Below are 22,709 nucleotides of genomic sequence, written 5' to 3'. Positions count from 1 at the left end.
GCCACAGACCATCATGGCGATGATCCATCGTGGGCGCCGTCCAGTAGCGGCACGATGGCACCGGCGAAGTTGGCGATGCTCGCCACCAGAGCGGCCTCGACGGCCTCGCGGGCCACCTGTCTGCCGAGGGCTCCGGACGCCAGGCGCCCGGACTCGGTCAGGCTCAGCTCGTGTTCGGCGCGGGACAGCTCGGCACGGAGCTGTCCGTGTTCGGCGACGAAGACGGTGAAGATCGCGGAGACGGACGCGTCCATGCCCACTCGGGTAGCGAGCCCTGCGTCGAGGCCCCGGCCGTGCAGAACCGCAGCGGAGGCAAGCGTCAGGACATTGAGGATGCCATCGGCGATCCCCAGCGACAACGGCAGCAGCAGACGTCTGCGCCAGTTGCGTGGACCGACGCTCACTGGTGGACGTTCACCGAACGCGTGGTACCCGGTTGATGATCCGGTCGCCTACGACGATCTCGTCGATGCTGCAGCGCCGCGCCGGCCTTCTCGAAAGCGGTGAACACCCCGTTGACGTCGATGTTGTCGCCCTCGATCGTGACCCCGGTACCCATCGTCTCGACGTCGATATCGGTGACGGTGATGTTGACCGCCTCCACGCCATGAACCGTGCTGATCGCCTGGGCGAGATCGAGCAGGTCGGGGCGGGCGACGGCTTTGTCGACGTCAAGCTGGAGCCGGCGAACGTTCACGTCCCCTGCCGACTCTCGCGGAGCGCTCCCCCGGGGCGGGGCGCTCGCAACCAGACCGCTGACGTTGGGGTGTGGCGCGTGGCTGCGTGCTCGTGGGGATGCTCGGCCTGGCTGCTGAGATGGAGGCTGGGCCTCGAAGCCTCGACGAGGGGTGGGGTCATGCTTCTCGATCTTCTTTGCGTAGGCTGCGGGCTGTCCTGATCAGGCCGTGCCGGCGACGACGGCGAGCACCGCGACGACAGCGATGAGCATGTAGGCCATGTAGGCGTCCAGGCGGCCCGACTGCAGTCGCTTCGCCTGGGTGACCACGGCGAACAGCGAGGCGGCGAGCGGCAGGTAGACGTATCGTTCGATGACCTCGACGACATCGACGCGGTAACCCAGGCCGGGTTCGGCGACTTCACTGGGGGTCGGCAGGGTGACCGTGTCCGGGCCCGGCGCACCCCTGACGGCGTCGCTGCGGTTGCCGTCGGCGGAGGCGACGACGGCTGCGGGTGTGACGCCTGCCGCGGTCCGAGGGTCACCGGTCGACCTGGTGAGCAGGTCGTTGACGCGCAGCTCGGACCTGGTGCGCAGCAGGTTGGCCAGCACCTTGCGCATCACGTTGGCGTAGCCGAACGAGGTGTACTGGGTCTGGCGGGTGACGCCGACGGACGCCGAGGTCCAGACCGGCACTCGCCGCACCCGCAGCAGACCTCCGCGAGACACGATGATGGTGAAGGCGGCGATCGCGAGGAACATCAGCGGGAGCACGATCGACAGCCAGGTCGGCGACAGGGCGGAGAAGTCGGCAAAGACCGGTTGCAGCACCCACGGCGAGGGTCTGGCGTCGTCGACGAGGCTGCCGGTCAGCTGCGCGAGTCCGACGCCGACGACCCGGACCTCGAGTGGGGCGAGCACCGACAGCCCAATGCACGCGACCACCAGAGCCCCGACCCCAAGGCGCAGCAGCGGCCGATGTTCCGAGCGGTGCAGAACGGCCTGGGGGGTGCCGGGGTGACCGAAGGCGGTCAGCGACACCAGCCGCACAAAGGTCACCCCGGCTACCCCTACGGTCAGCGCCACAAGGGCGCCGGCGAACGCGGTCGCCAACTTCATCGACGTGCCATCGATGCGAAACTGCTGCATGAGCGCCTCAAGCGTGAACCACTCGGAGGCGAAGCCGGCGGTCAGGGGTAGCCCCGCCAGCGTCAGTGAGCCGACGACCAGGCCGGCGCCGGTCCACGGCAGCCGGCGAGCGACCCCGCGCAGCTGGTTCAGGTCGGTGGTGCCCAGGTCTTGTTCAGCCACGGCGGTCGCGACGAACAGGGTGGCCTTGCCGACGGCGTGGGCGGTGATCTGCAGGAATCCGGCCAGCAGGCCGACCGCAACGAGCTTGTCGTTGTGGGCGACCGCACCGACCAGGGCGGCACCGAAGCCAGCAGTGATGACTCCGGCGTTCTCGACGCTGGACCAGGCGACCAGGTAGGCCAGGTCGCGGTGCACAGCGGCGTGGGCGATGCCGAGGATGGCGGTGACGCCGGCGATGATGAGCACGGTCACGGCCAACCACACTGCGGGTGCACCGAGGAGCTGCAGTGTGCGCCACATGCCGTAGAAGCCGACGTTGACCGCAACCGCGGCCATCACGGGCCGGGCGGGGCCGGGCGCGGCGGCATAGGCGGGGGGCAGCCAGATCTGGAGCGGAACCCAACCGACCTTGATCCCGAACCCGAACAGCAGCAGCACGTATCCGACGGACGAGGTCGGCCCCCCGTGGTTGGCAGCGATGGCGGTGAAGTCCAAGGAATGGGCGTGAGCGGCCAAGATCAGGAAGCCGAGCATCAGCAGGGCGCCCGAAAGCTTGCCGAAACCTCCGGCGAGCATCGCCGCGCGGCCGCGGCCGGGCAGATGCCGGTCGTGACCCGACAGCAGGTAGAAGGCCAGGGTGAGCGATTCCCAGCCGAACAGGAACACGAATACGTTCTGCGCGGTGAGAACAAGCGCAACGGCGGACAGACACAGAGCGACGCTGCCGGCCAGTCGAGGTCGCTCCACACTGGCGATCAGTCCGGTGGCCGCGAGCAGCACGAGGGTGGCGATGGCGAAGCACAGCAGCAGGAACAGCCCAGACAACCGGTCTACGTTGAGCCGGGCGGTGCCGAGGCCGCCGAGCGATCCCAGGTTCAGCGTCGATGGTCGGTCGGTGAGAGCGCGGGCCCCGGCGACCGTGAGGACGACAGCGGACGCGGTGCACGACACCCACGCGAGCTGGGCGGTACGGCCGGCCCAGCGGGGTAGGTCGAGCAGCATCGCCAGGGCCAGCAGAAGGAAGCCGATGAGCAGCAGCAGCATCAGCCACTCCCTTCGTCGGCCTTGCCACCAGCTCGGGTGTCCTGCGGGTGAACGGCCGGAAGGCGGCCCAGGGCGAGCAGGATGGCGTGCAGGAGGCTGAACGGAGAGGCGGGTGAGCCGGGAACCCAGATGTCGACGTCGAGCACCTCACCGATCCCGGCCCGGCCGATGTAGCTGGTGCGCAGCAGCCCGCCGCTGATCGCCTCGACGCCCGCGGCAATCACGACGACGGGGTCGGGCATGGCCTGGCGAGTGCGCTGCAGCGGGGCCAGCATGCCGACGGATCCAATGCCGGTGACGAGCAGGATGTCGGCGTGCCGGGGGCTGGCGGTGAAGAAGATCCCCAGCCGGTGCACGTCGTACACCGGGTTCATCAGCGCCTGGATCTCCCACTCGTCGCTTCCGTCGGAGCCGGCGTCAACGTGGCGGATGTGTACCGAGCGGCGCAAGGACCGTACGCGCCGGGCCAGCTCGGCCTGCACCGCGCGCAGGTTGTCTTCGGTGTCGGGCACTGACCCGACGACGAGCTGGTCACGTTCCAGGCGAGCAGTGTCTGAGCCGGGGGCCCAGCTGAAAAGGTCAGGCCGCTGTGCCACGCAGCGACCGCACAGGATGCAGCGGCCCCGGTCGAGTCGCACCTGCGGCAGCCGTTGCCCGCAGCTTGCACCGCCGTTCGTACCGCCGTTCGTCGTGCCATCGGGGGGCGGGTCGGCGATGGTGATGGCCCCGGTGGGGCAGAGCCCGTCGATCTCCTCGACGCTTTCCAGCGACAGCACGGACGGGTCGGGGTTCACATCGACCGCCGCGGGGAAGGTATCGAAGTAGTCATCGGCGTGGCGAGGCCAGCGGCTGGTGACGACGCCGTTACGAAGTCCTCGGGTGACCCAGGGCATCTACATCGCCGCCCCGGCGATGGACAACCCGAAACTGGCCTCGATGAAGGGGAAGTCGGTGAAGATGTCGCCGTGGAACACGTCGTGAAACAGGGCCAGGTTGTGCAGCGACGCCGAGCGGGCGAAACACCTCACGACGAGTCCGTCGCGGATCTCCACGCTGTGCAGCGCCTCGCCCTGGGCTGCCTCAGCCACGCCGAAGCCTCGCCCGTCGGGCACCGTGAAGGCCCTGGTTGCGGCAGGGGCAGCCACCGGTTGCCCGGCCAGGGTAGGAATAGCGGCATGTAGCAGGTCGAACGCGGCCGAGATCTCCTGCCACCGCACCGCGAGCCGAGCCTGCGCGTCGCCGGCGCCGGAGTCGACCGCCGGCACGTCGAGCTGCCGGTACCCGTCATAGGGCCGCACTCTGCGGTGGTCGTCATCGACGCCGCTGGCGCGCCCGACCGGACCGAGGGCCCCCCATCGGCGGGCCAGATCGGGTTGCAGGATGCCGGTCGTGCGCAGTCGGTCCAGGAACGAGGCGGTGCGCATCAGCACGCGGGCGTCGGCCTCGACGTCGCGGCGCAGCCTCATGAGGTCGTGATCGAGCTGCGCCCAGCCGGGCTCGGGTTGGGCGTGGCGGCTCGCCACCCCTCCAGGGACGATGACGCCGCGGCCGAAGCGGCTCCCACACAGGCCTGAGGTCAGCCGCATGACCCGTTCCTTGTGCCAGCCGAAGCGCGCAGTAGCCACCGCCAACCCGGCCGCATCGCAAAGCCGCATCGCGACGTCGAGGTGGTTGGCGATCCGTTCCAGCTCGGCGTACACGACCCTCACCAGGCCGGTGTGCTCATCGATGGTGAGACCAGCCAGGGCCTCGACAGCGTGGCAGAACGCGAGCGCGTGCGCGACACCGGAGATGCCCTCGACCCGTTCGGCCACCAGGACCCCGTCATCGACGGTCAAGCCCTCGAAGGCCTTGGCAATGCCGCGGTGCTTGTAGTGCGGACGGATGTTGAGGTGCGGGATATCTTCGCCAGGGGTCTCGATGAGGTACTCGACAGACTCGAACACCCCGGAGCGCACTGGGCCGTGCGGGATGGTGAACATGCCGTACCCGGACACATCTGTCGGGCCCTTCAGCTCGGCCGGAGTGAGCCCCTCGGTGCGGGCGGGGGCCCCACCGGGACGTGGCGGATGCGTGGTGGCCTCACTGGGCAGCAACAGCGGGTCGAGCCGGGGATGCCCGAGGGGGGTGATCCCAGACAGCTCGTGCAGGGCCCGTTCGTACCAGAACGCGGCGGGCACCCGCTCGGTCAGCGACCGGTAATGGTCTTCAGTGAGATCGGTGTCGACGGCGATGACCTTCTCGGCTTCGACAAGCACGGCGGTCAGGGTGGTGCTGGTGTCGCGGCTGGTAGCAAACAGCCCGGCGAATCTCGCGTCGTTAGCGACTCGCTCAAAGATGTCGGCGCGCCACGAGCCGACGTCATGACTCTTCCCGACGTCTCGAGAGATGGGCCGGGCGGTCACTGGGCACCTCCGACCAGCAGCGCGGCCCCATGCTCCAGCAACTCCACCAACGCTGCGGGTGGGTGAACACCGAGCACGAGCAGGATCAAGACTCCGACGACGGGTGGGATGACCATCCAGATACTGGGTTCGCCACGGCCAGAGCTCGTCCTTGCCATCTCGTCGACGAGCCGCTCGTTGGGATCGTCTGCGGCGGCGCTGACCCGTTCCCCCGGCTGGCGAGCGCCAGCCGGGTGCGCTGCGAACAGACCTCGTGCGCTCGTCACCCGGACCGAGGTAGCTGTGGCAGCAGCCACGCCGGACAACACCGTGTCGGTGTCGGGGTTGTTCGAGTTGTGCGGCGGTACCAGGGTCGTCCTGGGCCGGGTTGCTCGGACGTCGACCGCCTGGCCGTCGTCGTCGTGGGCCGGGATGTCGTCAGGGTGAGTGCTGCTGTCAGGGTGAGAGGAGTGGAACAGGATTCGGGTGGTCGCCAGGCCCAGTCCCATGAAGGCGAGGGTCACCAGGGCAACCAGGATGACGGCGCCGGTGTGGCGGGAGGCCTGCAGGCCGCCCGCCACGATCTCGAACTCGCTGCGGAAGATCCCGAACGGTGGGAACGCCGACAGGGCGAGGATCGCGATCAGAAACAGCGGACCCGACCAGGGCAACCGGTCCAGGCCGCCACGGATCGTGGTCAGGCTCTTGGTGCCGTAGGCGCGCACCAGCACCCCTGCGCCCATGAAGGCGTTGCCCTTGGCTGCGGCGTGGGCGAGCACGTGAAGCAGCACCCCGGTCAGCGCGAGCGGAGCGCCGAAGCTGACGCCGATCGCGAGAATGCCCATGTGTTCCACACTCGAGTAGGCGAGCAGGCGTTTGATGTCGTTCTGATCAATGACATAGAGCGCAGCCAGCAGCAGCGACAGCACCCCGAACACGAGCAGCACGTTCTGGGGGAACGCCGGTCCGAGTCGGGCCAAGGCCACCTGGTAGAAGCGCAGGATGGCGTAGAAGCTCACTGCGAGAAGCGAGCCGGAGAGCAGCGCCGAGACAGGGGTCGGCGCTTCGGCGTGGGCATCGGGCAGCCAGGTGTGTACCGGGAACAAGCCGACCTTGGTGCCGAACCCGACGACGGCCAGCACGAACGCCAGCCGCACCGGGGTAGCCGGCAGGTCGTGGGCGGATTGGATGAGCGGGTCGAACGCAAGATCGTAGGACTGGCCCATGGCCTGGGCGCCGGCGTAGTACATGACGATGGTGGCCAGCAGCGCGATGCCCAGCCCCGACGAGGCGATCAGCACGTACTTCCAGGCCGCTTCGGTCGCGCCTTCAGTGTTGTCGATGGCGACCAGCAGCGCCGAGACGACCGTGGTGATCTCGATTGCGACCCACAACAGGGCCAAGCCGTTGACCAGCGGGGCGCACAGCATCGACCAGGCGAAGATGTTCATGCCGACGTAGAAACGTCGGCTGTAGCGGGCGAACTCGGCCGCTTCGTCCCCGCCCAACCGCTCGGCCAGCCGTGCCTCGGCCGCAAGGTAGCCCACGGAGTAGATCGCCGTCGCCGCGTAGAGGAACGAGGTGGCCAGGACGAACACCACCGACAGCGAATCGGCGCGCAGAATCCCGATCGCGCTGACCCGGTGGCCGATCTCGTGGCCGCCGACTCCGGGGATCAGCGCCATTGCCAACCCGAACGTGGCGATTCCGCTCAGCCCGGTCACCAGCTGCGTCACCCGGCGGCCCACCACGAGACCTACCGCGATCGCCAGCAACGGGAGCACCACGATCAGCAGCAGTACGACGTTCATGAGGCACCCCCTCGCCGTGCCCCGGGGACGCGAGGACTCAGCTGACGCCGATAGACGCTCAGCGGGCTCATCCGCGTAGCCGGTTCAGAGAGACGGTGGACAGGCTGCTGCTGCGGGTCTGGTGGACCCTGATCAGCACCCCGAAGACCACCACCGCCACCAGCAGGTCGAACAGGAACGCGACCTCCAAGATCAGCGGAAGCCCCGCGGCCACAACGAGGCTCGCCAGCGAGACGCCGTTCTCGAGGGAGAAGAAACCCACGGCTTGGCTGACGACGTCGCGGCGCACGATCATCAGCACGAACGACACCAGCACCACCGCGAACGACAGACCCAACGCAGCCGTCGGCAGCACTGGAGACTGGATGCCGAGAGCGCCCACTGTGAAGAACCCGAAGCCGGCCACCACAAGGGCGAGGATGATCTCGCTGGCGACCCCGAGCGCACCGCTCCCGGCTATCTCGGCGCGCGAGTCGCGTAGGAACCGAAGCATCACCCTGGGCACGATGATGACCTTGAGCAGCAGTGACACCACGGCCAGCACGTAGAGCTCCGGGATGTCGCGGCCGGCAGCGACAACCACGGCCAGCACGCTGACCGCCAGCGACTGAAAAGCGTACAGACGAATCTGAGCACGAAACAACGCCGTACGCAGCATCATGAACTCCAGCAGCAACACGATGACCGCCACGGTGTTCGCAGCCCCCTCGAACACCGTGGGTACAACAGCGACTCCCGTTGCTGCAACCACGTGCATCGTTGAAGCCACGGCCGATCCGGTCTGTATCGGTGCTGTGCTCGCAGCAGCCGATGATCCGAGCGTCGCGAGGTGTGTCAGCGTGACGTCCAGCATGGTCACCCTCCTCCCAGGTAGAGGGTGAAGACGCCGAGCACCGCGAGCAGGAACGCCGCGGCGACAAACTCCGTGATCTTCAACAGTCGAAGCTTGGCGAAGGAGTCGTCGATCACTGCCACGACGCAACCGAGAACCGCGCATTTGCCGAGGAAGGCGAAGATCGCAAACGCGATCTGGTCGACGCGTGTGGTGGAGGACAACCCCCACGGGGCGATGAAGACATTGATCAAGATCGTGTAGAGCACCATCTGCTTGGCAGCCGAGCCCCACCGAAGCAGAGCCAGATGCGGGCCGGAGTGTTCGAAACTGCGGCCCTCTTCGATCATCCCGAACTCGATGGTCCCAGTATGGGTCTCAATCGGGATGCGACCCGTCTCGAACAGGATCACCATGAACAGTGCGGCAGAGGCCAGCAGATGCGCCGGGCGCACGATCTGGTCTGGGCCGCTGAGCACGGTGGCACTCAAGGCGTACGGCAGATCGGTGGTGGTCACCAGCGCCACGGAAAACACCACCAGCAGCACCACCGGCTCGGTGATCGCACCGAAGGTCTTGGCCCGGCTGGAGGCCAGCTGCGCATACGGGTTGCCGGTCTCGGCGGCGGCGACCGCGACAACGAAGCTGGCCAACGCGAGAATGAACCCGCCGCCGAGGATGTCGCCCATGTAGCCCAACGGCAGCGGATAGCTGGTCAACACCGGAATGAGCATCGGCACCGTCAGGTAGCAGGCGAGGGAGAAGATCGGCGCCAGCAGGAAGAACGGTCCGACGCCCGCAGGGGCCAGTGCCTCCTTACGGAACAACTTGGCCAAGTCGTAGTACGGCTGCAAAATCCGCGGTCCAACTCGTCCCTGCAACCGGGCCTCGACCCGAGCGATGACGCCGCTGATCCCCGGCGCACCGATGGCGATGGTCAACACCTGCAGCGCCTGTGTAGCGGGCAGCGGCAACGTGGCCGTCATGGGCTGGACGCTTCGGCCCGAGCGCGGCGCTGTGCTGGCTCGCCCGCGCGAGCGTCCGCCCGCATTTCATCCGCAGGCGATGCCCGAGGCTGGCTGTATGACATCTGCGCTCCCTGAAGATCTCAGGGGCTATCAGCCATCTTGGCGGTTTGAAAAGCCAGGGTCACCTGGCTTCTCGGGCAAGCTCCATCACCCGTATACCATTTCTACTGTGAGGGATTCACTTTCGTCAAGCACACCGTTGAGCGCCACGCTCCCGGCGGCGTCGGAGCGGGGGCCAGCCCTCAGAACGAGACGGAGTACAGACCGGTGACCTCGAACCGTGGCGGCCGCCGGCCGAGAGGCCATCGCTGCGACGAGTATCACGCCTGAGGCGCAGAAGCGGTAACAGGGTCTACGGTGGTTCTCGGTGATGGACCCCACCAGGATGCTTCGGCATCCGAACCGCCACGTGTGGCTGACGGCTCCTGACCCGTCCTGGTGACGGGCAGGTCTGTCCGCGCCCGTCCACTCTCGTGGAAGGCGCGCCCATGAACACCGACGTCACCATCACCGGCCTGAACGGCTTGGAGATCCTTGACTCTCGCGGCCGTCCCTCGCTGCAGCTCACCGCGACCCACGACGGGCTCGGCAACCGTGTCACTGGCGAGACCCTGACCTCCACCGAGCCGAGCGTCGGGGACGACATTTGCCCCACCGACGTGGACACCATCCGGCGCGCTCCCGACGATGGTGTGGCCGCCAACTGCGGTCTGTCGTACGGGAGACCGCAGTAATGGCCGACTCCGGCCAGCCGCCCGCGGCGAGTGGAGAGGAACCACGCGGCGAAGGCCCCCAGCCACCGACGGGCGAAGCGCCATGGCTCACCTCAGGCATCCTGAGCGTGGGCGCGGCCTCGCTGTGCTCCGACACCGGACACGAGCTGGTGACGGCCCTGTTGCCGACGCTCGTCACCTCGACCCTGCATGCTGGGCCGGCTGCCCTCGGCGCCATCGACGGGGTCGCCGACGCTCTGACCGGGTTGGCGAAGCTTGCCGGTGGCCCGTTGGCCGCCGACCCTGCCCGCCGCGGCCGGCTGGCCGCGGGCGGTTACGTCGGTACCGCGTTCGCCACAGCCGGTATCGGGCTGGCCACGGCCGTCTGGCAGGTGGCCGCACTCCGTAGCCTCGCCTGGGTCGCGCGGGGGGTGCGGTCCCCGGCGCGCGACACCCTGCTGACCGACCTGGCCCCCGTCACGGCCCGGGGCCGGGCCTTCGGCGTCGAACGCGCAGGCGACAACCTGGGCGCCGTGCTCGGGCCGGTGCTCGCCGCCGTGCTCGTAGGCGTGCTCGGGGTGCGTCACGCCATGGTGCTGTCCATCGTGCCCAGCCTGCTGGCCGCCGTGGCCATCACCGTCGCGGCCCGAGAGGCCCGGACCGCTGTGGACACACCGGTGGCCCGCCAGCGTCTGGCGCTTCGGGTCGGCGAGCTTCGCCTCGCCGGGATGACCCGCGTGCTACGGCCGCTGGGATGCTTCGAGCTGGGCAACCTCGCCAGCACCCTGCTGATCCTGCGTGCCACCGGTTTGCTTACTTCGGTCAACGGCTGGACCGGGACTCGCGCAGCCAGCACCGCCATCCTGCTCTACGCCTTCCACAACGTCGCCGCCGCGGCAAGCGCCCCCCTCGCCGGGCGGCTGGCCGACCGGCGCGGCCCCACGCTCGCCCTCGCCAGCGGCGCGGCCGCGTACGTGCTCGCCTACCTGCTGCTGGCCATCGGCCCCGGGATGCCGGGCCTGCTGATCGCATTCTTGTTGGCCGGCTTCGGCATCGGGTTCGGCGAGACCGCCGCCTCCACGGCCGTCGCCAATGCGACCCCGGACGCTCTGCGGGGCAACGCCTTCGGGCTGTACGGGCTGGTCCAGGCTGGTGGTGATCTCGGCTCGACCGTCGTCGCCGGACTGCTGTGGTCGTGGTTCGGCCCCGGATACGCCTTTGGCTACGCGGCCACCTGGATGGTGCTGGCGGTTCTACTGGCGCCACGGCTCCAGCATCGCCGGCGCGGTTCTCGACACATTTGACGGACCGCCGCTGCGGGGGTTCACTGAGAGAAGGTGATGGACCCCGCCTGGGTGGTGACAGCCCTAACTGCATTTTGCTGATGGTTCCTACGACGTTCTACCGTCGAGGAGTTCCAGTGCCAGAAGACCATCTCCTGTCAGACCAGGGCAGAGGCGCGCATCGGTCATTACCGGAGATCCCAGAGCAGGCGCTCGGTGGTGTGCGTGATGTTCCGATCCCCTTCCGCAGCATCCTGTTCGGCCCTACCGACGCTCCGGCTGACCTCGATGCCCTCCCCGAGCCGGCCTGTTTCGGCGACCTCAACCTCGACCAGGTCGTCGCCTCGTTGGTAGCGGGTCGCGGCGAGTACCGCTTGGAGGGCTACTACCGCCTCCCGCTGATCGACGTCGACCTGGTCACCTACCGTCAGGAGGTGTTCCTCGACCTGCGGCGCGAGAACGTGCTGGCTGCGGTCACCGACTTCGCTGACACGATGGAGCGGGTACGCGACAAGCTGACCCTTGCGTCCAAGCGCTACCACCGTCACGAGAAGGCTCGCTGGTTCCTGGAGGCGGCCCTCGTGTACGCCGAAGCCGTGACCCACCTCGTCACTGATCTCGATGGCAGCCACCCCGAGTCGCGAGCGCTACGAGGGCTGCTGAGCTCTGCGGTCGCCTACACGAGGTCTGACGGGTTCATGCGGATGCGTGGGGAGGCCGCGCGGGTGCGCACCGCCCTGGACGGGATCCGTTACGACGTGTGGCTGCACGGCGCCCGAGTCACCGTCGGCCCGTACGACGAGGAGCGCAACTACAGCCTGGAGGTGGCCCGCACCTTCGCGCGCTTCCAGCAGCATCCGACCGATGCGGCGACCGAGCACTACAGCACCGACGGGGGCCTGGACCCGGTCGAGGCCCGAATCCTGGACCAGGTAGCCCAGGTCTTTCCCGAACCGTTCGCCGATCTGGACGAGTTCACCCGCGAGCACGCTTCGTTCATCGACCCCCTCGTCGGCGCCTTCGACCGCGAGGCCCACTTCTACCTGGCCTACCTCGACCTCATCCGACCGCTGCGCGAGGCCGGGCTGTGCTTCGACCTGCCCGCTGTCAGCACCCGTGACAAACGCGAGAACGCCAGTGCCACCTTCGACATCGCCCTCGCGGTGCAGCTCGTCGCCGCCGCGAAACAGGTGGTCACCAACGACCTGAGCCTGTCAGGGGCCGAACGCATCCTGGTGATCACCGGCCCCAACAACGGCGGCAAGACCACCACGGCACGCACCGTCGGACAGCTGCACCACCTCGCCGCCCTGGGCTGCCCGGTGCCTGGGCGGGATGTGCGGTTGTTCCTGCCCGATGCGATCTACACCCACTTCGAACGCCGCGAGGACCCGGCCGCCATGGCCGGAAAGCTCCAGGAGGAGCTGCAGCGCTTCTCCGACGACTTCGCCCGAGCGACCTCCGCGAGTCTGATCGTCATGAACGAGATGTTCAGCTCGACGACCGTTCACGACGCCCTGTTCCTCTCCCGTGCCATGCTCCAGCGCATCAGCGACCTGGGGGCCCTCGGGGTGTGCGTCACCTTCCTCGACGAGCTTGCGACCTTCGATGAGTCCACGGTGAGCATGGTCAGTTCGGTCGACCCTGACGACCCCGCCACGCGGACCTACCAGGTAACCCGACGGGCGGCCGACGGGCGAGCCTTCGCCCGGGCCATCGCAGACAAGTACGGCCTGACCCACGACCAGCTCGGTCAGCGGGTGCGGTCGTGAAGGCGCGCCTGCTCTTCCGCGACCGTGACGTCAAGCCGGTCGAGATCCCCCGCAACCGGCGGTCGGCCCTCGAGCTGCTCGCCTGGCAGTCCGACCCGGTCACCGAGGAGCTGGTCGACGACCTCGACCTGGCCACCCTGTGGACGGCCATGGCCGGCGACGACGAGGTGCTGCTGCTCGCCGTGCGCAAGGTCACCCTGGCCGGCCCGCTCACCGTCGAGGAGGTCACCTACCGCCAGCACGTGCTCGTCGACGCCCTGGCCCACCCCAAGGTCATCCGTGGCCTCTACGCGACAGCCTGCGCCGCCCTCGACGGTGAGCGCACCATTTCGCACAGCTTCTTCAGTGACCACGGCGAGGGGCTGCTCAGCCGCTCCATCCAGGTCATCGAGATGGTGTTGGACCGGCTGCGCGAGCTGCGCGCACTGAGTGAAGCGCACGCCGGCGACTTCCACTCCGAGGGGTTCACCCGCTTCTTCACCGAGCTGGCTGACCAGCTGGGCGACGACTACTTCGCCGAGGTCGAGCAGCGACTCTCGACTCTGCACTTCCGTGACGGGTTCGTGCTCAGCGCCCGCCTCGGGCCGGGCAACCAAGGCACGGGATACGTGCTGCGCGAACCCAACCCCGAGAACCGGACCGGCCTGTTCACCAAGTCGATCCTGAAGAAGCCCACCCACGGGTTCACCATCCCCGACCGCGACCAGTCCAGCTTCAACGCCCTGGGGAGACTCCGCGACCACGGCCTTGACATCGTCGCCGCCGACCTGGCCCAAGCCGCCGAGCACGTACTGTCCTACTTCGCAGCGCTACGTACCGAGATCGGCGTCTACGTCGCAGCCCTCAACCTGCACGACCAGCTCCACGCGCTCGGCGCGACCACCGTAGTACCGACCACCCTGGAGACCGGCGCTGCGAAGATCGTGGCGAGGGGGCTCTACGACCCCTGCCTCGCGCTACGCACCGCTCACCCCGTCGTCGCAAACGACCTCGACACCCAGGCAGCCACCCTGGTCATCGTCACCGGCGCCAACCAGGGCGGCAAGTCGACCTTCCTGCGCAGCCTCGGCATCGCCTACCTGCTGCAGCGAGCCGGGCTCTTCGTGCCCGCCGAACGGTTCGACGCCGGACTGGCCGATTCCGTGTTCGCCCACTTCCGAAGGGAGGAGGACGCGAGCATGACCAGCGGCAAGTTCGACGAGGAGCTGGCCAGGATGAGCCGCATCGTCGACCGGCTCCGAGCCGGCTCCGTGCTGCTGTGCAACGAGTCGTTCGGTGCCACCAACGAACGCGAAGGCTCCGACATCGCTGTTGAGGTCATCGACGCCCTGCGCGAGTCCGGTGTCCGGATGGTGGTCGTCACCCACATGTACGACCTGGCCCACCGCTACGAGCAGAAGAACGACACCGAGACCGTGTTCCTGCGCGCTGACCGCGCCGAAGACGGCATCCGGTCGTTCCAGCTAGGCCCTGGCCCGCCCCTGCCGACCAGCTACGGACAAGACATCTACCGCGCCGTGTTCAGCGACGCCCCCACCCCCCCGCCGCTACCACCCTCGGTCGTCACGGCCGCCCCCGACGCTTCCGAACCCACACGGTAGCCGCGGCAGGGCCTGGCCCGGTAATGTCGGAGACGGCGATGGATCCCGCCAGGGTGTGAGAGCCTCACCCCCAAACTGCCACCTCGGCTGATGGTTCCTGACTCGTCTGGGACGGGCAGGAACTGGCGCTCGTCCGCAACTGCCGGGAGCACACCAATGGCCCGAAACCACACTCCGCCGCAACCGCACGCGTCGCGCCTGACTGACTTCGCCGGGCATCCCCTCGTCGTCTCGGTCGTACCGCACCAGCCCGATGTCGTTGCGGCCGCAGCGACATCCCTAGCCCGCGCCATCGGAGCCCCCACGCTCTACTTCGCCTACGTCGACCCCTCCCGCTACACCGTCGACGAGTTCCCCGACGGGACCGTGCGCCACGCCTCCATCGACCCCGACGCCGACGACGACTGGGAAGACGTGGCCGCCAACCTCACCCGGGAAGTCGCAACCTCCATGCACGGACAGGACCAGCCCTGGGAGTTTCGCTACCTCGCCGGCCGCGTCGACCGATCCCTCACCCACCTGGCCCGCGCCGTCGACGCAGCCGCCTTCGTCGTCGCCACCCATCAGGGCCACCACCACCACATCCGCGACTTCGTCAGGGAGTCGATCTCCGTCCAGCTCGCCCACCACCAACACCGACCCGTGCTCGTGGTTCCCCTCGAAGTCGTCGACTGGGAAGGCCACGCTCCCTGGGACTGAACACTATTCACAACCCGCGACCCTGACCCGAAGACGGCGTACTCGACGACGCATACCCTCCACGGGCATGCGAATCCAGACTGATGCGGGTATCGGCATTGACGGTCGCCGGGGTCGTCAAAAGGGTGATCGGCGAACGGGTCGGCCTGGTGTGAGTCCGATGCCCGTGGACCGGCCCCGCGAACGGAGGATGGCTGATGGCACTGGTCACGCGGGTGTATCTCGCTCGGCACGGGCAAACGGCGCTGAACGTGGGGGGTCGGCTGCGCGGGCTCAGCAACCCGACACTCGACGACGAAGGCCGCGCAGAAGCGGAGCGGCTGGCTGCCGTGCTCGCCGACATGCGACCGACGGTCGTCTACTCGAGTCCCCTGCTGCGGGCAGTCGCCACCGCGGCGGCGATCGCCCGACGCGCGGGAGTCGAGGCAAGAGTTGACGCGCGGCTCAACGACCGCGACTACGGGCCGTGGACGGGCGAGGTCAAGTCCGAGGTCGAGCGACAGTTCGGCAGCGTCGACGCGGCCCCGGGTGTCGAGCCGGCTGAGGAGGTGTTCGCGCGAGCCAGGACGGCGTTTCTCGAGTTGGTCACCGAAGCCGAGAGTGGGCCCATAGTCCTCGTGTCGCACGACGCGATCAACCGCCCGCTGTTGCGGGCTTTCGACCCCAGCCTCGGCGAGGTCGGGCAGCGAACGGCCTGCTGGAACCAGCTGAGCCAGGTCGACGGCTCGTGGCGCGTCGACACCTACGACCAGAAGCCCGACGCGTCTTGACCTGCATCCACCGATCGGTGTGGTGGTGAGGGCGCCCGCCGCACCACATCGACCATTCGGCCGTGAGCACCATGACCACCACGGCGTGCGCAGCGGTCGTGACGCCAGTTTGTGGCCGAGCACCGTGGCCGCCTCTCCGCCCAGCACCCCTCCTCTTGCCTGACCCACCATCAGCCCGGTGCCGTTCAACCCGAACACCTGCCCTCGCGGGTCATCGAGGGTGGCGTCGACCTGGTCTTCGTCCCCGTAACCGGAACCTGCACCTGGGTCGGCTGGGACAGCCCGCACCGGTACGCCGTCCACTACCCCGTCACCGGATGCCGCTGGGCTCGGTGGGCGGTCACCTCAAGGTGCTGCTCGCGTCGGGGGCCTGCATGCGGCGGCGCTCCGGCCGCGAGGTGCTCGACTGGCGCACCACCCTCGGCGATGCGCTGGTGGCCTCCGACCCCACTCGGCGAGCACATCATTCCGAGACGGGCCTTGCCACGGCTCCACAAGCCATCCGTCAACCGCTCGGGACACGCGGGGATCTCAACCTGTGCAGGGGTCCCGAAGGGGGCTAGCGTCACTCCTGACCTGATCGACCAACAGGAGGCTGGCAGATGGCAGAAGACTGGGCAGCAGACGTGAAGAAGTATGTTCCCGACGCTGATGACGCCGCGATCAAGGGAATCGTGCGCCACTGCGGCATCGCCCTGCAGAAGCGCGACTCGTCGCTGGTCTCATTCAGCGACAGCAAGGAGACCGACCGCGTCAAGGCCGGCTTCCTCAAGAAGAAGCTCGCCCTGACCAGCTCTGACGCCGAGCTCGACGCCGCGCTGGCCGAGGTCAAGGAGACGCTCAAGGAGGACCGCACCAAGAACCGGGTGACGGTCTACTACCTTCTCGCTGAGAAGTTCGGCAAGCTCGACCTTTTCCGCTGACCGTCTGAGCAGACGGCCTTAGCCGCGAACGAACCCACCGGATGCCGCTGAGCGGAACCAGCGGCATCCGGCCGTCGGCACAACGTGCAGCGGTCGACGGGAGACACCTCGTGTGCGCAGGATGGGTGATGGACACTCACTCCCCCGTGCACGATCGTGCGCCCTTGCTCACCACGCCAACCCGCCGGCTCGTGCTCGGTTCCGTCGCGGGCGGTGCCGTCGCGGCCCTGACCGCCGCCAGCGCCAGCACGGCCTCCGCCGCCACTGCCGCCACTGCGTCGCCCGCCGTGGCCACGACCCGCATCCCGCTGCCGAACGGCATCCGGCCGGAGGGCATCACCTCCGGCCCCGGCAACACCTACTACGTCGGCTCGCTCGCCGACGGCCGCATCGTCACAGGCGATGTTCGTACCGGCGCTCAGCGCACTCTGCTAGCGGGCGCCGTGGGGCGTAGCCTGCGGGGACTCTTCCACGACGATCGAACCGGCTTCGTGTGGGCCGTGGGCAACGTCGGCGAGGTGGCCCACGTGTGGGCCGTCAACGGCAACAACGGCAAGGTGGTCAGTGACACCGTCATCCCGGGCGGCGTGTTCCTCAACGACCTCGTCGTGACGCGCAACCGTGTCTGGGTCACCGACTCCAACGTCGACCGGCTCGTGGCGGTGCCGATCGGTCGCCGTGGCTACCCCACCCGAGGCGACCTCGTAGTGCTGCCGTTGCGCGGCGGCTGGCCCGCCGGCGACGGAACGGCCCTCAACGCCAACGGTATCCGTGAGCTTCCCGACCACTCGCTCGTGCTCAACAACAGTCGGGTCGGCGGGCTGTGGCAGGTCAACCGGTACACCGGCGCCGCCCGGGAGATCCCCGTTACGGGTGGCCCCGGCATCGTCTCCGGCGACGGGCTCGAGCGCTCCGGCTCGCTGCTCTACAACGTGCGCGGCACCGGTGGGTCGACGGTCGCCGCCCTGCGGCTGCGCCACTCACGGGGTTGCTGGACGGCAGCCTGGATCGGCGAACTGAGCGACCCCGGCCTCGATGTGCCGTCGACAGCCACCGTCATCGGTCGTCATCTCTACGCGGTGAACGCCCGGTTCGGTACCCCCACCCCCGACACCGCCGAGTACTGGATCAGCCGCCTACCCCTCCGCTGAGATGCTGTGGCGCCGGGGCCTCGCGGCTCCGGCGTCGCCGGATCCCGCGCCACAGAAGCCCGCGCCGCAGGATCCGCTCAGCCCTCGCCGGCCGGAACCAGCAGCCGACGGGTGGCGCCCTCACTCCAGACCGAGGTGCGGTCGACATAGGGCCGCAACAGCCGGGTCAGACCGGCGTCGGCACGGCCTGCCATGGCCTCCGAGGCGATCCGTCGGGCGGCGCCGGCCACGAAGTCGGCGATCTGCACCCGTGGGTCGTCGACCGAGTCGACGAAGCGCACAGTCACCCGCTCTGCGGCCTCGGGGCCGACCAGCACCCTCAGGTGCCGGATGCGGTCAGGCGTCAAAGTCGCCTGCACGTCGTGCACGACATGGACCCGGCTGCCGTCGGCGCCCCAGTAGCCCACGGCCGCGGCGAGGGCCGGAACCAACGGGTCGAGCACGACCGACCGACCGGATCGGGGAAGGGCTCGGATGGAGTCGTTGAAGCCGGCCAGCACCGCACCCCAGCGCTGGTCACCCACGACCCGCGCGGCATCCCGGTGCAGACCCTCGGCAACCTTCGTCGGTGCCGTGTGCCGACGGTCGCCCGACACAGCCAGCTGACCTACGAGCATGACCGTGAGGTGGAAGGCCTTCTCGGTGAGGTGCACATGGGCCCGGCCCGCCAGCGGCCCGGCCGGGTCGAGCAGCCACTCGAGCACCCGGCGGTTCTGCCGGCGCAGGATGACACTGGCCTTGATCTCATTGGCCGGTGACCGGGCGTCGACTCGCACCCGTTCGATGCAGGCCAGGGCGGTGGCCCGGTCGAGCACGACGCTGGCGTGCGCGAAGACGTCGGTGCTACCGCCGACGAGCTTCTCGCCTTCCGAGCCCGACTCGTCGCAGGCGATCTCCACGACACGGGTCTGCGCGGCGGAGGGCACACCCCATCCTCCCTCCCCGGCTCGGCTTCGGGCGGCCGTAGCCCCGCCGCCAGGCCAGGGCCCGGTGAGCGTCACGGCATCCACTTCGGCATCCACGAAGGGGCCGACGCCCTCGGTCAACGACGCCGAACGGCTAGGCTCGCTCACCGAACGCAGCACGGGGCGGCAGCCAGACGAACCGACGGACGAGACTCAGGGAGCAGACGTGACCTCAGCAGCAGAGCTTGTGGCGCAGGTGCGGATGGCCGCGGAGGGCTCGCCCTACGCCGTCGCCGACCAGCCCTACGGTTTCGACCTGACGGTCGATGTGGTGGACGCGACCTGGTACACCCTGCTTCGCGTCAACCACATCGACCGGGTCTTCACCTACCAGGTGCGTCTTGACGAGCCGAAACAGCGGATGACCATCACCGACGTGGCCAACACCGTCGAGTGGAACGCCGGGCTCGGGTCTGCACCGACCCTGCGCGCACAGAAGAGCGTGCAGAAGGGCCGGGTCTACGAGTTCTCGTCGCATCAAGAGCTCGGGATCGACGCTGAGACCGGCGACGTGGGCAAGGTGGTCGACTACACCTTCAACGCGGGTGAGGGTCGCGACCTCATTCGTTCGGCGGCCAAGCAGGCCGGCTGGTCGGAGGCGATGGGCCGCGAGCAGAAGATCGGGCTGTACGTCGGGCTGGGCGTGATCGGCGCCCTCGTCGTTGTGGGGCTCGTGGTGGCGGCGGTCTTCATCATCCGTTGACCCCGCACGGGGCAACGGTTGTCAGCCGGTTCTCGCCACGGAGCGACAGGTGTCGTCGGTGGCTGCCGGAGGATCCGCCTGACGTGATGCGACGGCTCGGCCGGCACGCGAGAACGCGAGGCCGACGAGCACGCCCACGGCGATCGCCACCACCATCGTCGTGGTCGTCGTGGTCGTCGTGGTCGTCGTGGTCGTCGTGGTCGTCGTGGTCGTCGTGGTCGTCGTGGTCGTCGTGGTCGTCGTGGTCAGCGTTCGAAGGCGGAGGCAGCGCAGCTGACCCGGGTCGCTCCGACTGACGCACCACCGCACGCTCGACTGCCCGGTTCGCAACTGGACGGCCAAGTGAGCGTGTTCAGGCACCCCGTGGCCACAGCCGAACGCGGGGTGCCCGCTTCTGCCTCATGCGGGACCGCCCGATCCCCGCCGGCGAGTATGGCGCACAATCCTCGTAGCGGCTCTCACCCATAGCAGCTCTCGCGCCAAGGAGGTCACATGAAGGTGCTCGTCACCGGGGCCACCGGCTACGTGGGCTCGCGCCTCGTGCCCGAGCTGCTCCGGCGCGGGCATGCGGTCGTCGGTACGCACACGAGCGAGTCGCCCCGGGCCACCCCGTGGACGCACGACGTGCAATGGCGCCGGATGGACGTGCTCGACCCCCATCAGGCGGTGGCCACCGTGCGCGACGTCGACGCCGTCGTCTACCTCATCCACGGCATGAGTGACACCGACTTCAGCCAGACCGACCGGGAAGCGGCCGAGAACGTGCGAGCAGCCGTAGACCGCGCCGGCGTCGCCCGGGTGGTCTACCTCTCCGGCATCATCCCCGACGTTCCCGAGGCGGGGCTCTCCGAGCACCTCGAGTCACGGCTCGAAGTGGAGCGGATCCTGGCCGGCGCCAGCGCCTCGTGCCTCTCGCTCCGCGCTGCCGTGGTCGTGGGCGCGGCCTCGACGAGCTTCGAGATCATCCGTCAGATCTCGCACCGCATCCCGCTCGTGCAGGCGCTGCCGACGTGGATGCGTGACACCGTGGTGCAGCCGATCGCCATCGCGGATGCCGTGCACTTCCTCGCCGAGGCAACCTCGCGACCCGACGTGGTCGGGCATCTCGATATTGCGGGGCCTGACCGCGTCACCTACGCCGAGCTGCTCCGGCTGTACGCTGCCGTCGCTCGGCTCACCCGGGTCCAGGTCACGGTGCCGGGGTTGCCGGCCGACCTCACCGGCTGGCTCGCCGGGCAGCTGACCGACGTCTCGACCGCAACCGTCGAGTCGCTGATGGCGAGCCTGCAGCACGACATGGTGGCCGGCTCGCGTGACTCGGCCGCTCTCGGCTCGCACGTGCTGCTGCCCCTGCGCGAGGCGCTCGTGCGATCGCTGCCCGCCTACGACCCCGACCACGACGGAGCTGCGGTCGGTGGCGATCCCGCGCGTCCGTCGATGGTCGACCCAGAGTGGGCCAGACGGGCAGCCGGGTAGTCTGCGACCACGAGTCGTAGCCAGTGGGGCGATGACGCCAGGAGGTTTCGCGGTGGCACGAGGATTCGGCAGTTCGGGCCTGACGCTGGGCTACCGCATCACCTACCGCCTCAGGATGATCGGGTTGACCATCTTCGGCCCGGCCCAGCTCGGGGAGAGCAACGACCCCAAGCTCCGCCTTGAGCGCGAGCGGGCTGAACGGGTGGCGGCGGCCCGCGCGCGTCGCGAGAACTGACGCCAGGACGCCCTAGGCTCAGAGCCGTGACCGAAGACCAGCAGAAGGCGTCGGGCGCCGTCCATGCCGGCGAACCTCAGAACCGGGGCAGCCGGGCCCTTGCGACCCAGACCCACCCCCAGTGGATCGCGATTACGTCGGCCAATGCCCGACGAACCGCCTTCATCCTCCTCGTTGGGGTGGTGCTGCTCTGGATCGCCAACTGGGTCTTCGGGGCCACGAGCTCGTTCCTGTTCCTGCTGCTGCTGGCCTGGCTGCTCTCGATCGCCATGGAGCCGGTCGTGCTCTGGCTCAGTCGGCACGGGGTCAAGCGTGGCCTCGCCACCGGCCTGACGATGCTCGGCCTGCTCGTGCTCTTCGCGGGCCTCGGTGAGCTGTTCGGGTCGGTGTTCCTCTCACAGCTCTCCGATCTCGGCAACCAGCTGCCCCAGACCATCAGCACGGCCATCGACTGGATCAACCAGACCTTCCACACCAAGTTCGACCTCGCCACCATCCAGAAGGGCATCGAGGTCACCCCTGACAAGATCGGGGAGCTGCTCGGGCGCTATGGCGGCGGCATCGTGGGCGTCTTCGGAACCGTCGTCACTTTTCTGTTCGACTTCCTCACCATCCTCGTCTTCGCCTTCTACCTCTCGGCCGACAGCCCACGCCTGCGCCAGGCCATCGGGTCGTGGCTGCCGCAGCGCTACCAGCGCGTCTTCATGACGGTGTGGGAGATCTCGGTCGAGAAGACCGGCGGGTACGTCATCTCGAAACTGGTGCTCGCGTCACTCTCGGCCGTCTTCCACATCGCGTTCTTCTGGTTCATCGACGTGCCGTTCTGGCTGCCGCTCGGCATCTTCGCAGGCATCGTCGGCCAGTTCATCCCCACCGTCGGCACCTACATCGGGGTGGCACTCCCGGCCCTGTTCGCCCTCATCGGCAAGCCGATCAACGCACTCTGGATCGTGCTCTTCGCCACGGTCTACCAGCAGATCGAGAACTACGTCTTCACGCCCAAGGTCAGCCGCAAGACGATGGACGTCCACCCCGCCATCGCCCTCGGTTCGGTGATCGCCGGCGCTGCCCTCTTCGGCCCGATCGGGGCCCTCATCGGCATCCCACTGGCCGCAGTGGCCCTGGCGATCATGAACACCTTCAGCCAGCGTCACGAGCTGGTGCCCGAGCTGGCCTCACTCCAGGCCAAGGACGAGGAGGGCGGCGAAGAAGGCGACAACGGTGACCGGCGTTCCCGCAAGTCACGCAAGGACAAGCGAAACCAGGCGGGCAGTGGCAAGCCGGTCGACGCCGAGCCGACCGATGAGGTCTCTTCGTCGTGACGTGCGGCGG

At 68.5% G+C, this 22,709-nt stretch carries 21 protein-coding genes and 3 riboswitches; of the genes, 12 read left to right on the top strand and 9 right to left on the bottom strand.

Annotated elements, in window-relative coordinates; genetic code table 11:
- Nucleotides 1-11: 11 nt before the first annotated feature.
- From BA895_RS04055 to BA895_RS04020, 8 genes are all read right to left on the bottom strand, one after another.
- On the bottom strand, nucleotides 12-404 hold the full coding sequence (locus BA895_RS04055; protein ID WP_070190614.1) for a hypothetical protein: 393 nt from the start codon (nucleotides 402-404) through the stop codon (nucleotides 12-14).
- Entirely contained in the window at nucleotides 401-697 is a 297-nt protein-coding gene (locus BA895_RS04050; protein ID WP_217493817.1) for a DUF211 domain-containing protein, read from the bottom strand. Before BA895_RS04050 ends, BA895_RS04055 begins: the two co-directional genes overlap by 4 nt.
- Before the next feature lie 201 nt (nucleotides 698-898).
- The gene (locus tag BA895_RS04045) at nucleotides 899-3,031 is read right to left on the bottom strand and encodes a proton-conducting transporter membrane subunit (RefSeq protein ID WP_070190613.1); all 2,133 of its coding nucleotides are present in this window, start codon (nucleotides 3,029-3,031) and stop codon (nucleotides 899-901) included.
- On the bottom strand, nucleotides 3,031-3,924 hold the full coding sequence (locus BA895_RS04040) for a ferredoxin (RefSeq protein WP_070190612.1): 894 nt from the start codon (nucleotides 3,922-3,924) through the stop codon (nucleotides 3,031-3,033). Before BA895_RS04040 ends, BA895_RS04045 begins: the two co-directional genes overlap by 1 nt.
- Nucleotides 3,925-5,289: an NADH-quinone oxidoreductase subunit C gene (locus BA895_RS04035; RefSeq protein WP_217493816.1), complete on the bottom strand. Its 1,365-nt coding sequence runs from the start codon at nucleotides 5,287-5,289 to the stop codon at nucleotides 3,925-3,927.
- A gap of 143 nt (nucleotides 5,290-5,432) precedes the next feature.
- Nucleotides 5,433-7,226, bottom strand: a complete 1,794-nt coding sequence (locus BA895_RS04030; protein WP_083282951.1) for a proton-conducting transporter membrane subunit — start codon at nucleotides 7,224-7,226, stop codon at nucleotides 5,433-5,435.
- A gap of 67 nt (nucleotides 7,227-7,293) precedes the next feature.
- Nucleotides 7,294-7,977 carry a hypothetical protein gene (locus tag BA895_RS04025; RefSeq protein WP_217493815.1) on the bottom strand — a complete coding sequence of 228 codons (684 nt, stop codon included), beginning with the start codon at nucleotides 7,975-7,977 and terminating at the stop codon, nucleotides 7,294-7,296.
- A 104-nt stretch (nucleotides 7,978-8,081) separates the two neighbouring features.
- A complete protein-coding gene (locus tag BA895_RS04020; protein ID WP_083282950.1) occupies nucleotides 8,082-9,044 on the bottom strand; it encodes a respiratory chain complex I subunit 1 family protein in 963 nt (320 codons plus the stop codon).
- Nucleotides 9,045-9,160: 116 nt separating this feature from the next.
- Nucleotides 9,161-9,247, bottom strand: a riboswitch (Fluoride riboswitch).
- Between the two features lie 327 nt (nucleotides 9,248-9,574).
- Here BA895_RS04020 and BA895_RS04015 point away from each other — a divergent pair.
- From BA895_RS04015 to BA895_RS03975, 8 genes are all read left to right on the top strand, one after another.
- The gene (locus tag BA895_RS04015) at nucleotides 9,575-9,820 is read left to right on the top strand and encodes a hypothetical protein (RefSeq protein WP_070190611.1); all 246 of its coding nucleotides are present in this window, start codon (nucleotides 9,575-9,577) and stop codon (nucleotides 9,818-9,820) included.
- A gap of 107 nt (nucleotides 9,821-9,927) precedes the next feature.
- Nucleotides 9,928-11,103, top strand: coding sequence for an MFS transporter (locus tag BA895_RS04010; protein WP_217493814.1), 1,176 nt, complete (start codon nucleotides 9,928-9,930; stop codon nucleotides 11,101-11,103).
- 23 nt (nucleotides 11,104-11,126) lie between these two features.
- Nucleotides 11,127-11,200, top strand: a riboswitch (Fluoride riboswitch).
- 103 nt (nucleotides 11,201-11,303) lie between these two features.
- A complete protein-coding gene (locus BA895_RS04005; RefSeq protein WP_083282949.1) occupies nucleotides 11,304-12,854 on the top strand; it encodes a hypothetical protein in 1,551 nt (516 codons plus the stop codon).
- Complete coding sequence (locus tag BA895_RS04000; RefSeq protein WP_070190609.1) at nucleotides 12,851-14,455, top strand: hypothetical protein; 1,605 nt, start codon at nucleotides 12,851-12,853, stop codon at nucleotides 14,453-14,455. The genes BA895_RS04005 and BA895_RS04000 overlap by 4 nt, the downstream gene beginning before the upstream one ends.
- A gap of 25 nt (nucleotides 14,456-14,480) precedes the next feature.
- Nucleotides 14,481-14,562, top strand: a riboswitch (Fluoride riboswitch).
- A 49-nt stretch (nucleotides 14,563-14,611) separates the two neighbouring features.
- On the top strand, nucleotides 14,612-15,154 hold the full coding sequence (locus BA895_RS03995; protein ID WP_175442248.1) for a universal stress protein: 543 nt from the start codon (nucleotides 14,612-14,614) through the stop codon (nucleotides 15,152-15,154).
- A gap of 197 nt (nucleotides 15,155-15,351) precedes the next feature.
- Nucleotides 15,352-15,924 (top strand): histidine phosphatase family protein, encoded by a 573-nt coding sequence (locus tag BA895_RS03990; RefSeq protein WP_070190608.1) that lies wholly within the window; start codon nucleotides 15,352-15,354, stop codon nucleotides 15,922-15,924.
- 602 nt (nucleotides 15,925-16,526) lie between these two features.
- Nucleotides 16,527-16,847, top strand: a complete 321-nt coding sequence (locus BA895_RS03980; RefSeq protein ID WP_070190606.1) for a DUF2853 family protein — start codon at nucleotides 16,527-16,529, stop codon at nucleotides 16,845-16,847.
- Between the two features lie 128 nt (nucleotides 16,848-16,975).
- Nucleotides 16,976-17,998 (top strand): hypothetical protein, encoded by a 1,023-nt coding sequence (locus BA895_RS03975; RefSeq protein WP_070190605.1) that lies wholly within the window; start codon nucleotides 16,976-16,978, stop codon nucleotides 17,996-17,998.
- A 77-nt stretch (nucleotides 17,999-18,075) separates the two neighbouring features.
- On the opposite strand, the gene BA895_RS03970 is transcribed toward BA895_RS03975, so the two are convergent.
- On the bottom strand, nucleotides 18,076-19,071 hold the full coding sequence (locus BA895_RS03970; RefSeq protein WP_217493813.1) for a DUF3800 domain-containing protein: 996 nt from the start codon (nucleotides 19,069-19,071) through the stop codon (nucleotides 18,076-18,078).
- A gap of 58 nt (nucleotides 19,072-19,129) precedes the next feature.
- Here BA895_RS03970 and BA895_RS03965 point away from each other — a divergent pair, with 58 nt between their 5' ends.
- The 4 genes from BA895_RS03965 to BA895_RS03950 all read left to right on the top strand — a co-directional run bounded on the left by BA895_RS03965 (nucleotide 19,130) and on the right by BA895_RS03950 (nucleotide 22,699).
- Complete coding sequence (locus BA895_RS03965) at nucleotides 19,130-19,666, top strand: hypothetical protein (RefSeq protein WP_139142505.1); 537 nt, start codon at nucleotides 19,130-19,132, stop codon at nucleotides 19,664-19,666.
- Between the two features lie 492 nt (nucleotides 19,667-20,158).
- A complete protein-coding gene (locus tag BA895_RS03960; protein WP_070190602.1) occupies nucleotides 20,159-21,142 on the top strand; it encodes an NAD(P)H-binding protein in 984 nt (327 codons plus the stop codon).
- A gap of 52 nt (nucleotides 21,143-21,194) precedes the next feature.
- Nucleotides 21,195-21,377, top strand: a complete 183-nt coding sequence (locus BA895_RS03955; RefSeq protein WP_254666310.1) for a hypothetical protein — start codon at nucleotides 21,195-21,197, stop codon at nucleotides 21,375-21,377.
- 26 nt (nucleotides 21,378-21,403) lie between these two features.
- Nucleotides 21,404-22,699: an AI-2E family transporter gene (locus BA895_RS03950; RefSeq protein WP_070190600.1), complete on the top strand. Its 1,296-nt coding sequence runs from the start codon at nucleotides 21,404-21,406 to the stop codon at nucleotides 22,697-22,699.
- Nucleotides 22,700-22,709 lie beyond the last annotated feature (10 nt).

This window comes from Humibacillus sp. DSM 29435 (genome assembly GCF_001758225.1).
Classification (GTDB): Bacteria; Actinomycetota; Actinomycetes; order Actinomycetales; family Dermatophilaceae; genus DSM-29435.
The sequence above is the reverse complement of the archived record's forward strand: the minus strand, read 5'-3'. Positions and strand labels throughout refer to the sequence as shown.